We start from the raw sequence: 13,665 nt of genomic DNA, 5'->3' as shown, positions 1-13,665 counted from the left end.
AACTATGTATTGAAAATTTGCTTTAAAATTTTATCGGTAATCAAATAGGTCGGTTTTACCCCGGTAGTGCCCAAACCGCCCGAGGCCAAGGTACTTCCGGTTTCCAAAGGGTTGTCAGAGGCATAATACGCGTACCGCACCTGAACGTCTTCCGCAATACTCTTTCTTATCTTAGAGGCCGATTGTATGGCTTTTTGGTAGTGTACCCCTTCCATTTCCAAACCTATTACGTTCCAAGTACTCCTATGGAAGAACTTTAAAATATCCTTGTTTTGGAGTGAGGTTCCCAAAACGGTAACCATAGTTCCCTCACATACTTCAAGTCCATGCCCTTTAAAATCCTCGGCACTTAGCTGATTTTGAAACGGATAGTTATCGGCGGTCCCCTCAAAAATATGCGCGGAAGGAATCATCAAATCTCCTTTTCCGCCCTCGAGGATGCCTGCCTTACCCATTATCGAAATCGACTTGATATTTAAAAACGTCATATCGTTCTTGTTCTTCCCGTAAGGCCTTAACAGCTCGTCGATGGTCTCATAGGCCTGCTCCCCAAAGGCATAGTCCATAACAAAGATAACAGGTTTTTCATCATCGGGAATATTCGGGTCCAATTCATAACAACAGCCTGCCGGACCCAATTTTGCCAAATCAAAAATTTGTACGTCGATATTGGTTCCGGAAGTATCATCCACCGAAAGCATTCCGTTTTTACTCGCTTCCTTAATAACCTTGTTTCGGAAATCGGTGTTCGCAGATGAGCTTAATGCCTCATATATCTCCAAAGATTCCGTATTCGGAAATTCTTTTTGCAGCGCATTTCGGGCAAAAAGGGAGTTCATAACGCTATGCATGTTGGCGCTGATAATATGAATAGGGCGCCGTAACAATCCGTTTTTTGCAAGTACTTGTTTAATGGTTTTCGCCCATCGCTCTCCATGAATATGATGGCCGAGCCGCTCTCGTAACAATGAAGTGAAGGTTATGGCTCGTTTTTCGCCTGTAAGCTCCTCCTCGATGGCCAGCTTTCCCAACCAGTAAATGATATGTAGAAACCGTTCCGGACGTTTTTTAGTCGCAAAACGGGTGTAAATGTCCATGGTATCTTCAAAAGAGCGCCCCAGTATGGTGGCGGTATGAATTATTGCCACTTCCTTTTCGGCTTGGGTAAGCTTATTTTTTTTCACCGCCGATTCCAATTTTTTCCAGTCTCTAATGGTCTTATCGGAATCTTCGATCAATACCCGATTGCAAATTTTCTCCGATTCAATGAAAAGAAAGGTCAAGTGGGTAAGAATATCATAAATATCGGACCTGCCCCGTGTAATTTCAATATTCATTTGTTCGGCATCGATCCGATAGCAGTTCCGACGCCGTTTTGGTGGTATGATGGGGGTGAAATGTGATTTTCCATAGCCTTCATCGGAAGTAAGGTTAATGAACCTGCATTCCTCTATCCCCTCCGGTAAACGTTCCAGAACATAGATAAGCCCGTTCAATTCCGATTTTTCCTCGGCCACGCTACCGTATATTTCGGGGCGCAATTGCAAAAGCGCATTTTTTAAGGATTCCCCCGAAACCCCGTTCGGTTTGTAAAAACCCCTATTGAACAGGTGGCGCATGGTAATGTACAAGCGCTCAATGGCATTGGTGGATTCCTGTGCGCGTGTCGTTTTAATCGTGTTGGCCATAGTTGAATTTACAACGAAATTACAACTAATAATTAAAACGCAAACACCCATTTTTAGTGCCGCTATCTCCCGAAGGGCTTCAAAAACCGGCACCATATAGCATACCGTTTAAAGGCACAAAAGCGAAGTTGTTCCTTGGACAGCTTTCACGTTGTTTGCCCTTACCGCTTAAATGAGCGTAGTCCATCGGCCAATTTGCGGTCGTTGGATAGCCGTTGTACCTTGTTCTGGCCACCAAGCTTCCCAATGGATTTCATATACTCCAAAAAGCCCCCCGGACGAATCGCGCTTATCTTCAAGGTCTGTAAAATACCGCCCGTTATCAAATCGTAATAATAACTGTTCTGTTTTTGCAGGGCATTATCCAATATTGAAACGAACGTATCGGGATCCGACGGCACTTTTTGGAACTCTACGAGCCACTCGTGGTAGGGAAGTTCATCGCCTTGTGGGGTAATTTGTGGCGCTACGGTAAATTCGTTTACCTCGGCATCGGTCTGCGCTATTGCCAGCTGCATTGCTTCCTCCACCTCTTTAGCGATAACATGTTCTCCAAAGGCCGAAATAAAATGCTTGATTCTTCCGGAAACGACTATTCTATAGGGGTTTAAGGAAACAAACTGAATGGTATCCCCTAGATTATAGCCCCAAAGACCGGCATCGGTACTAATGATCATTACGTAATTAACGTGCAGCTGCACGTCCTTAATTCCCAGCCGCACGGGCGATTCATCAAAAAAGGTATCCGCTGCCACAAATTCATAAAAAATACCGGCGTCAAGTAAAAGCAACATGCCTTTTTCCGTTTGGGAATCTTGATACGCAAAAAAGCCTTCACTGGCGGGAAACAGTTCGATACTGGGCACCCTTCGGCCGATCAGCTTTTCAAAAGTCGCGCGATAGGGTTCGTAATTAACCCCTCCATAAATAAAGAGTTCGAACCCCTTAAAAAGTTCCCCTACCGGTTTTCCCGTTTTCGCCCGTAGCCGCTCAAAGTACATCTGTACCCATGAAGGAATACCCGCAATAACGGTCATGTTTTCATTTTCGGTTTCCGATACAATGGCATCCACTTTGGTTTCCCAATCTTCGATACAATTGGTTTCCCAGCTGGGAAGTCGGTTGGTCTGCAAATATTTGGGCACATAATGGGCCGATATTCCCGATAACCTTCCCAATTTGATGCCATTTTTTTCGGTCAACTCCGGACTTCCCTGTAAAAAAATCATTTTACCGTTAACAAAGTCGGTATTCCCGGTTTCGTGAATATAACTGAGAATGGCATTTCGGGAGGCGTTTACTTGTTGCTTAATGGACGTTTTGGTAATGGGAATGTATTTGGCGCCCGAAGTAGTTCCGGATGTCTTCGCAAAATAAACGGGCAGTCCGGGCCATAAAACATCCGGTCGACCCTCCAATACCTGTTCTACATAAGGTTTCAACTGTTCATAATCCCGGATCGGTACTTTTTGCACAAAGTCGGCATGGTTCGTTATGGTATCAAAACCATGGTCCTTACCGAATACCGTGTGCCGTGCCGTTGCAATCAAATCTTGAAAAACCTTTTCCTGGGTGGCAACGGGATTATTCGTCCATTTCAAGGTCTTTTTGGCAATGTGCTTGGCAAACAATTTTGCTGCAATCGATTTGAGGGACATAGGCGCTATTTAAAATCGATATAATCGGTGGGGTTCAGGGGAACGCCATTGTTCCATAATTCAAAGTGCAGGTGCGGACCGGTAGTATACTCACCGGTATTTCCTACCGATGCAATGACTTCCCCGGAACTTACGATATCGCCCTGCCCCTTGGTCAACGAAGCGTTATGCTTGTAAACGCTCAAAAGTCCGTCGCGATGCTCGATAATAATAACGTGCCCTGTATCGGCCGTCCACTCCGCAAAAATAACCGTACCATCGGCAACCGATTTTATGGGACTTTCCAAAGGCGCTACAACATCAACGGCATAGTGTTTTTTCTGCGTATCGTACGATTGGGATATGGTGCCGCTCAATGGAGGGAAAAAAACCACGTTGGTATTGCGTACATTTCGCTCGAACAAATTGTACTTGTCCTCAAGGGCAACTTCGGCACGCAAAAGGGAATCTTCCTTGATAGGGGTCAAATTTACGGACGCGGGATCTAATTTGAAACGTTCGAACAGGGAGTCTCGATTGACCTCGCTATTTTCGATATCCCCGCGGAGCACCATTCGAACATTGTCTAAATACCGATTGGTATAATAAAGGGTGCGTACCAGTGAATCCGTTTTATAGGTGAGTTCGGTGGCCTGTTTTTTCAACTTGGTGGAAGAATAGCCGGGTATGTATTCCCTGAGCGGCGTAAAGGCGATCAACAAGGTCGTAAGACCGATAAGTCCGATAATAAAAAGCGAGCCGGTGACAAAAACGTTTAGCCGACTAAGTTTAAAGGAGATTTTCTCTTCAAAGGTACTTTCGTTCAGGATAACCAAACGGTATTTGTGCAAGAGTTTCCTTTTGATCTCCCCTCTTTTTTTTCTTTTTCTTGCCATGGTAGCACAAATATAAGCTTCACATTCAATTTTTAAGGTCCCCTTAAAGTTTTTAATACCTATTAACAATTGGTTAGATGGGTGTTATACCAGGGCAGATAGCCTTGGAACCGGGCAATTAAAACGCAAAAGCTCCGTTAGGGGTACGTATAGGCAATAAACTTTTTAGTATCTTTACCATTTAAATAGAAAATCTAATGACAGCTTCATATATTTTTTTGGCCATCGGAGCCCCGCAAATTATTTTAGTAGTGGTCGTAGTACTGCTTTTGTTCGGAGGAAAGAAAATCCCGGAACTAATGCGAGGTCTAGGTAGTGGCATCAAAGAATTTAAAGACGCTTCTAAAGAAGACGATAAATTGGAAGAAAAAAAGGAGTAGTCGACTCCATTTCTCCAATAAAAAAGCCCTTGAAATTTTCAGGGGCTTTTTTATTGGCACAACTCATACCAAAAGGTATATTTACTAAAAAGTTCATTTTAATCGTTTAAGTAGAAGTCTTCGTAAGAATCCACTTAAACCCCTATTATACCGCTCTTACAGGCGCCTACATTTTTCGATAAACCCAGGTTTATTTGTAGGATACCTCAAAAATCTACCCGTTCACTACAACTTACCCGCTTTTTACAACAAAACATCGATATAAGGCATTGCCAGGGTAAAACCTGCGTTAAAGCTTTAGCCTGAATAGGTTCTCCCAAGTTTAAAATGATATCAGCGGCAGTGTATTGAACCTACCAAATCGTAACAAATGCCCCAAATAAGAACCTTAGTTTTTCTATTGTTTGTTTTCGGATTGTTCGCCAGTTTTAGCGTTCCCGAAAACGCTGCATACCACGCCTTCGGCATAGTTGAAACGAATAGTGCACCTCCTCCATCTTTTACAGGTTGCCCCCCGACCGATGTCGTGGTCACTTATACCCCGGGAACGTGCGAGGCTACGGTCAATTGGACTCCCCCCTCCGCTTCGGGAGCGACCTCGGTTACCAGTAACTACGACCCCGGAGATCTTTTTTTACCAGGAACCACGGCGGTAATCTATCGTGCGGAAAATGCTATTGGGGAAATTACGACCTGCGGTTTCAATGTTATCGTTTCCGACAATGAAAACCCTGTTTTTACGCAGTTTCCAAGTGATGTTGTTTTAAACGCGGACCCCGCTACTTGTACGGCGGTCCATAGTTGGGCATATCCCCAAGCTACCGATAACTGCCCTGCCGGTCAGGGAGTAGCTCCGGTATTACAAGATTTTGAATCACCGACGAACCAATGCTACGATTTTTATCAAACGACCATAGAACCTGGCAGTCCCATCAACGGGTCCAATTACTTGCAAGCGCCCGTTTTATCGAGTATTCCTTTCTTTTCCAGCGAGTTTACCAGTCCGGTACTCTTATTTACCGGCGATGGGGAAATCTCGTTTTCACATGGCATTTCGGCAATTGGCGATAATGCTACCCTAATTGTAGATATTCTTGACCAGAACGGTGTTGTGGTCATCCCAAATTTCTTTTCCGAAGTGTATGCCACCACCACAATCCAACAAGAAAATCTTCCTATTACGTTCTCGGGTAATAGAAAAGTAAGGATTCGGTACTACTCGGACCTATTTTTGACCTCCGGACAAACTGGCTACTTGGATGACCTCTTGTTGCCAGGAACCATAGTCACCAACATTAACGACCCTAGTTGCGATCTAGATCGTTTCCTTGTACAAAGGGAAGATGGAACAGGACTACAGAGCGGCGATGAGTTTGCCGTTGGTGTCACTACCATTACCTATGAGGTGGAAGATTCCGCTGGAAACGAAATCGAACGCTCTTTTACGATTACGGTAGAAAACAACATAAATCCACCGACAGGTCAAACCACTTACTCGCATTGCTTCGGCACCACACCACCCGAACTTTCCGTTTCGGTCGGTTCGGGCGAAACCGCAAACTGGTACGACTCGGCGGGCACACAGATACAAGCTGGAAGTACTACCTATCAGCCGCCCACCACCACGGATCTTTTAAGAACCTATTTTGTAGAGACCGAAAACTCATCTTCGGGCTGTACCAGTGTAGACCGTTTGGAAATTACCTTGCAGCAGATACCGCTGCCCCCGGAACCGACAGTAACCACACCGATCGAGTATTGTGTTGGGGATACCGCTGTTCCCCTTTCGGCTACCGCGCTTACCGACCACAGCCTGCGATGGTATTCAAACGCAACCGGGGGACCTGCTCTTGGAAGCGCACCCACCCCGGACACATCCGTGGCCGCTACCACCGATTACTATGTGAGCCAGGTGCATGACCCTAGTGGTTGCGAAGGTTCAAGGGCAGTAATTGAAGTAGTGGTCTTTAACCGACCATCCGCACCAAGCGTTACCAGTCCGGTCGAATATTGTATCGGGGATACCGCCGGCACATTGGATTCCAATGCCACCGGAACAAATTTGACCTGGTACGATGCCGCTACCGGGGGCAATATTATCGCAGGCAACACCCGACCGGATACCTCGGCCCAGGGCACACAAAATTTTTGGGTATCGCAATCCGCTTCATCCGGTAGCATAACCTGTGAAAGTAATCGTGCGCAGCTCATCGTAAACGTAAACACGCCACCGACCATAACATCTAGTCCTTCAAATCAATCGGTCTGTCCGGGAACGAACGTTACCTTCTCTGCCGGTGCCAATAATTCCGGCAGCTTTCAATGGCAGCGCTTTACATCGGGCAGTTGGAACGACCTCAGCGAAGCGGCTCCCTATAGTGGTACACAAAGTGCAGATCTAGTGATCAGCGGTACGACCATCGCCATGAACAGCGATCGTTTTCGTGCCATCGCCAACAGTCCTGCGGCAAGCTGTAGCCCCGCCACCTCCAATGAGGCCATATTGACCGTTTCCGACACTACGGATCCCGTGATAACAGGGTGCCCTGTGGGGCCTCTTACCGCCAATACTACAGCAGGTAGTTGTGGAGCGGTAGTAACTTGGACACCACCTACCGCTACCGATGATTGTGGAACGGCAACCATTACGTCCAATGGTTACGCTCCAGGAGATGAGTTTTTACCCGGAACCACTTCCGTAATTTACACCGCCACGGATCTCGGCGGCAATTCGGTTTCTTGCAGTTTCGATGTCGTTGTAACCGACACTATTGACCCGGTTATCAGCGGCCCAACGGATATAACCGTTGCAGCAAGCAGCGCAGGTTGTTCCGCCATTGTAAATTATGCGACACCAACCGTTACGGATAACTGTGTAGCCAATACTGGTACTTTTCCTGTTGTTACCGATTTCGAAGTTGCCAGTCGAAACGACTTGATCGCGCAGTGTTATATCTTCTTTGGAAGTACCGTAACGACAAGTGCGCCTTTGGCCGGAAACACTAGTTTTTATACTTCGGAAATAGAACCAAGTTTTACCCGGGGGCTTGTCAGTCCCTTAGTTTATCTGAACGGAACAGGGGAAATTAGCTTTATACATGCTTTACAGGCACATCCTAGCGGTGTAAACACGATAACGGTCTTATTGGAAGATGAAGCAGCGATTACTACCCCCATCTATACCTTCAACTATACTGATTTAGCAACCAACGCTGCAAGAATACCCGTTACACAAACAGGGAATTACCGTATTCGGTTCGAATTTGATAGTGACACCAAAGTAAATACCTCAAAACGTGTACGCATGGATAATCTAAGTATTCCTGGCGTGCAACTTTCGGATCCTGCGAACAGCTGTGCTCCAATGGTATTATCCATAACCCAAACTGCCGGTATTGCCTCCGGAGGAACGTTTCCTTTGGGCACCACCACCAATACTTTTGAAACCACCGATTCCAACGGAAACACCGGAACCTATAGTTTTGATGTTACCGTGCAAAACAATACGGCCGCCCCTGGCGTAACCACTCCGGTAAGCTATTGCCAAGGAGATGCGGCGAGTGCATTGACCGCATCGGGGTCCAATCTCTTATGGTATACCTCGGCAATCGGAGGCAGTGGTACCAATACCGCACCTACCCCGAGCACCGCCGCCTCTGGATCCACATCCTACTGGGTCAGCCAAACAATCAATGACTGTGAAGGCCCGCGTTCCGAAATTGTGGTCGTCGTACGAGAAACACCAACGATAGCCATAGCCACCGCACCAAGCTGTTCGGTCGATCTAGCCACCTATTCCGTTTCCGTAAACGTAAGTACGGGAACGGTAACCAGTACCCAAGGGGCCGTTACCGACAATGGCGGAAACAACTGGACCGTTTCCGGCGTTACTTCGGGAACCGATATTACCATAACGGTAACCGATACCGGTAATTCCTGTACCAATACCCTTAACGTTACCGCTCCCAACTGTAGTTGCCCTACTGTAAACGCACCTACGGACGATAGCGGTAATCTGGCCTTTTGCGCAGGGGATACGGTTCCTACAGTGTCCGTAAGCGTCGGACCGGACGAAACTGTGGATTGGTTTGCTTCCGCTTCCGGTGGTACCGCCCTAATAACGGGCTCTTTAACCTACCAGCCAGCAGCAGGTAGCCTAACCGACGGCGCCAACAGCTTTTTCGCAGAAACCAGAAATACGGTGACCGGTTGTACCAGTGCTACCAGAAACGAAGTAATCATTACAAGAAATACCGTACCCAACGCAGCAACGGTAAACACTCCGGTAGTTTACTGTTCCGGAGATACCGCCTCCGCTTTGACTGCGGTAGGCTCCAACCTATTATGGTATGCCAATGCCACGGGAGGAACCGGAAATGCTACCGCTCCTACACCGAGTACCACAACGGCGGGAAGTACTTCCTACTACGTAAGCCAGAGCAGTGCGAGCGGATGTGAAAGCGCCCGTTCCGAAATCGTCGTTACGATCAACAACAGCCCGTCTCCACCGGGAATCGGCACACCGGTATCCTACTGTGAAGGGGATACGGCAAGCCCCTTGACCGCCACGGGATCCAATTTGCTATGGTATACCGCTCCGACAGGAGGCACGGGAAACACTTCCGCTCCTACACCAAGCACGGCAACTACAGGAAACACCTCTTATTATGTTTCCCAAACGAATGCCAATGGCTGCGAAAGTACACGGGCGGAAATAACGGTAGAAATAAATGCGATTCCATCGGCTCCTACCGTTAGTTCCCCAGTAACCTACTGCCAAGGCGATACGGCATCTGCGCTTACCGCATCCGGTTCCAATTTGTTATGGTACACCGCCGCAACGGGAGGAACGGGCAATACTACCGCTCCAACGCCAAGTACCGCAACTGTCGGGAACAGCGCTTATTTCGTAAGCCAAACGACCAATGGCTGCGAGAGTGGCCGTTCTGAAATTATAGTCACCGTAAATGCGCCTCCTACCATCACCATCGTCGGCACGCCAAGTTGTGCTCCCGCTGCTACCTATACGGTCGACCTGACCGTAAGTGGAGGAACCGTTACCAGTACTGCAGGAACCACGGTCGATAACGGAGGGAATAGCTGGACCGTTTCCGGAGTACCCAATGGAACCGATATTACGGTAACGGTGAGCGAAGCCACCACCTGTACTGCCCAAACCAATGTAACGGCTCCCGACTGTATTACAGCGGTAGATGATAATTACACCGGTAGCATTAGCGGAACCACTGGGCAGAACAATATTTACAATGTACTTGACAATGATCTGGTAAACGGAAACACGGCCACATTATCAAATGTTTCGCTACGACGGACCACGACCTCGGCCGGAAATCGATTTCGATTAAATTCCAACGGCACTACCCGTATTATACCCAACACGTCGGTCGGGACGTACTCCTTCGAATATGAAATTTGCGATTTAAGCGCTCCAGGAACCTGTGATCGCGCAATCGCATACGCAACAGTGGATATTGCTCCGATACAAGCTGCCGAAGATTCGAACCTAACCCCTATAAACGGAATACCGGGAAGTACTGCGATATACAATGTACTCACCAACGATCGCCTAAACCAGACGCCCGTAACCCTTTCCACGGTAACGCTAACGGAAATAGCACCGGATCCTACCGGAAGTATTTCCATGAACCCCGATGGTACGGTGAATCTGGCATCCAATACCGAGCCCGGATATTATGTTATTGGGTATCGCATTTGCGAAACGGCCAATCCATCGAACTGTAGCAACGGACTGGCGAAAATATATGTGGACCACGACACCGATAACGATGGCGTGCTTAATTTTGAAGATCTTGACGATGATAACGACGGAGTACCAGATTTAGAGGAAAGTGATTTGTGTAGCGGAATTTTGAACTATCAGTTTTTCGAAATCGATGTGCCCGGAAGAACAACCGATAACATTCCTACTAATAATGCCACGTTCGAAGGGTCGGTAAACGAAATCGATGTTGATAACCTACAAAATTTACTGGACAATGGGGACAGGGAAACCTTTGCCATTCGCTATTCCGGTTTTATAGCCATAACTACCGGCGGAAGCTATACTTTTTATACCCAGTCCGACGATGGTTCAAAACTGTTCATCGACGGGGCCGAAATCGTGAATAACGATGGGGCCCACGGTTTCCGGGAGCGTTCGGGCACAATTACCTTGGCCCCGGGCACCTATCAGATTGAAATTCCGTTCTTTGAACGTTTCGGAGGAGAACGGTTGGAAGTCCGGTACGAAGGACCTTCCCTTGCCAAGCAATTGATTCCATTTAACGTATTTTCGGCAAATTGTGATCGCGATACCGATAACGATACCGTAGTGGACCGTTTGGATGTGGATAGCGATAACGATGGTATTTTTGATGCCGTAGAAGCGGGGCACACACAACCCCATACCAACGGCACGGTAAACGGAAGTGCCGGAGCAAACGGCTTACCGGACGCTGTTGAAAACCCTTTAGAAAGTGGTAATATCAATTACACCTTACAGGACAGCGATACCGATGGAAATCCCGACCTTAGAATACTGGATAGCGATGGCGACGGTTGTAGCGACGCCAACGAGGCTTATCAAGATCCGAATGCCGACGGTCCGGACAACGGCCAATACGGCTCCGGATCGCCTGCGGCTACCGATGGTTCGGGGAGGGTAACCGCAGCGGCCTATGGCGCTTACCATCCAGATGTTATCGATGATTCGGCTTCGCTAACCTGCCAATTGTCAGATCTTCAATTGGAAAAAACAGTAAACGAACCCAACCCCAATGTTTCCGATACGGTAATCTTTACCGTTACCCTTACCAACAATGGGCCCGATACCGCCACCAATGTGGTCATAGCCGACAATGTTCCCGTGGGGTATACCGTAAACCCGACCAGTATTTCAAATGGCGGTAATTTCGCAGGAGGCGTCGTTACCTGGAACCTGGCCACGGTAACGGCCGGGGACATCGATCTTACCTACGAGGCGGAAATCAATGCCCCGACCGGAACTTCTGGAGAATATACCAACACGGTACAAGTAATTCAGGCCGATCAGATCGATCCGGATTCCGCTCCCAACAACGACGATGGGAATCAAAGTGAGGATGATGAGGACAATGCCTCCGTTTCAATCATGGTATCGGATTTAAGCCTGGTTAAAACAACTACGGTACCTAACCCGAATGTTGGAGATACCATTACCTTTGAACTTACTTTGACCAATGATGGGCCGAACGATGCTACCAACGTTACCGTCGAAGACCGCTTGCCATCCGGTTTCACCTTGGGCACCATAAACAATGGCGGCACAAGTACCGCGAACAACATCAGCTGGACAATTGCCTCGGTACCAGTAGGAAGCCAAACCGTATCTTACGAAGCGACTATAGAACAACCGGCAAACATCCCCGGAGAATATACCAATACGGCGCAAGTGACCGCTTCCGATCAATTTGATTCGGACTCGACCCCAAATAATGACGACGGGGATCAAAGTGAAGACGATGAAAGCAGTACCACCATTACACCGCAACAGACGGATCTAGAGCTTATCAACACCATATCGGCATCGGATGCCAATCCGGGCGATGTGCTCATGGTTACCGTGGAAGTGGTGAACAACGGAAGTGATGAGGCGACCAACGTATCCATAGAAAATACCGTCCCCGAAGGATTCACCGTTACCAACATTAATAATGGCGGCACACAGACAGGTACCATTATTACATGGAACGGGCTAAATGTACCCAGTGGTACGCCGGTGGTCCTTACTTTTGAGGTTTCAGTAAACATCCCTACGGGGCGGAACGCGGAGTATATGAACATTGTTCAAGTGACCCAGGTCGATCAATTTGATCCAGACTCCGCCCCAAATAACGATGACGGTGATCAGAGCGAAGATGATGAGGACAATGCCTCCATACTACTTATCCCTGCCGACTTAAGTCTGACAAAGGCCCTAAGCGCCGCTTCCATACAAAATCCGAATGCCGGAGATACCGTAACTTTTGAGCTGACATTGACCAATGATGGACCGGGCGTTGCCACCAACGTAACCCTTGTAGACAACCTTCCTTCCGGCTTCACCTTGGGAACCATAAACAACGGGGGTACCAATGCAGCGGATACCATTACTTGGGTGCTTCCCTCCGTACCCGTAGGAACGCAAACCGTGTCGTATGAGGTGACCGTAAACGTACCGTCCAACACCATCAATGAATACACTAACACGGCCCAGGTGACCACAACGGACCAATATGATCCCGATTCGGCCCCGGACAATGATGATGGCGACCAAAGTGAGGACGACGAGGCACGTTTTTCCATTCCTTCCCCTACAGTGGATTTGGAAGTAGTAAAAACCGTCGACAGCGCAGAAACCTTTTTCGAGGACACCATTACGTTTATCATTACGGTGACCAACAATAGTACGTATGAAGCTACGAACATAGGGATCGAGGACCAACTGCCACAAGGGTATGTACTGGTTTCCACCAATACCGCTAACGGGGTGTATGAAGAAGTGTCCCAAACTTGGGAAATACCCAGCATTGCGCCATCGGATACCGCTATTTTGGAAATGACGGTAACAGTGACCGATATAGACGACTATACCAATATTGCCGAACTCATTTATGTAGATCAGATCGATCCGAATACCGAAAACGACCGGGGAGAAGCGACACCTACGGTCACCCAAAGTGAGTGTTTGACAGTGTTCAACGAATTTTCACCAAATAACGACGGTGCCAATGATTTCTTCTTTATCGAGTGTATAGAACAGTATCCCAACAACACCTTACAGGTGTATAACCGTTGGGGAACGCTGGTTTTCGAAGCGCAGGGCTATAACAATACGTGGGACGGAAGCTCCATGGGCAGGGCGACCATTGCCACCGAAGAACGTTTGCCGGTAGGCACCTATTACTACCTGCTCGACCTTGGGAACGGAGAAGCAACCCCACGGACAGGTTGGCTGTACATTTCCCGATAACCCCAAAAACGACCAAACACAAAACAACAAACAACAGTGAAAAAAAGTAGGAAA

At 47.8% G+C, this 13,665-nt stretch carries 5 protein-coding genes; 2 read left to right on the top strand and 3 right to left on the bottom strand.

Features of this window, described 5'->3' with window-relative positions; all coding sequences use genetic code 11:
* Positions 1-2 precede the first annotated feature (2 nt).
* From ACRD7P_RS08640 to ACRD7P_RS08630, 3 genes are all read right to left on the bottom strand, one after another.
* Positions 3-1,688 (bottom strand): DUF6909 family protein, encoded by a 1,686-nt coding sequence (locus ACRD7P_RS08640; RefSeq protein ID WP_430907147.1) that lies wholly within the window; start codon positions 1,686-1,688, stop codon positions 3-5.
* A 161-nt stretch (positions 1,689-1,849) separates the two neighbouring features.
* On the bottom strand, positions 1,850-3,346 hold the full coding sequence (locus ACRD7P_RS08635; protein WP_430907146.1) for a GH3 family domain-containing protein: 1,497 nt from the start codon (positions 3,344-3,346) through the stop codon (positions 1,850-1,852).
* 5 nt (positions 3,347-3,351) lie between these two features.
* Positions 3,352-4,221: a M23 family metallopeptidase gene (locus ACRD7P_RS08630; RefSeq protein WP_430907145.1), complete on the bottom strand. Its 870-nt coding sequence runs from the start codon at positions 4,219-4,221 to the stop codon at positions 3,352-3,354.
* Between the two features lie 197 nt (positions 4,222-4,418).
* Between ACRD7P_RS08630 and tatA the strand changes: the two genes are divergently transcribed.
* Together tatA and ACRD7P_RS08620 are read left to right on the top strand one after the other, a co-directional pair.
* Positions 4,419-4,601, top strand: a complete 183-nt coding sequence (tatA, locus tag ACRD7P_RS08625) for a twin-arginine translocase TatA/TatE family subunit (RefSeq protein WP_430907144.1) — start codon at positions 4,419-4,421, stop codon at positions 4,599-4,601.
* Between the two features lie 370 nt (positions 4,602-4,971).
* Complete coding sequence (locus tag ACRD7P_RS08620) at positions 4,972-13,611, top strand: gliding motility-associated C-terminal domain-containing protein (protein ID WP_430907143.1); 8,640 nt, start codon at positions 4,972-4,974, stop codon at positions 13,609-13,611.
* Positions 13,612-13,665 lie beyond the last annotated feature (54 nt).

This window comes from Maribacter sp. 2-571, assembly GCF_050589625.1.
Lineage (GTDB): Bacteria > Bacteroidota > Bacteroidia > Flavobacteriales > Flavobacteriaceae > Pelagihabitans.
The sequence above is the reverse complement of the archived record's forward strand: the minus strand, read 5'-3'. Positions and strand labels throughout refer to the sequence as shown.

Coding starts and splice junctions, on each gene's coding strand:
- ACRD7P_RS08640 (WP_430907147.1), bottom strand. CDS start 1,688: ATGGCCAACACGATTAAAACGACACGCGCACAGGAATCCACCAATGCC.
- ACRD7P_RS08635 (WP_430907146.1), bottom strand. CDS start 3,346: ATGTCCCTCAAATCGATTGCAGCAAAATTGTTTGCCAAGCACATTGCC.
- ACRD7P_RS08630 (WP_430907145.1), bottom strand. CDS start 4,221: ATGGCAAGAAAAAGAAAAAAAAGAGGGGAGATCAAAAGGAAACTCTTG.
- tatA (WP_430907144.1), top strand. CDS start 4,419: ATGACAGCTTCATATATTTTTTTGGCCATCGGAGCCCCGCAAATTATT.
- ACRD7P_RS08620 (WP_430907143.1), top strand. CDS start 4,972: ATGCCCCAAATAAGAACCTTAGTTTTTCTATTGTTTGTTTTCGGATTG.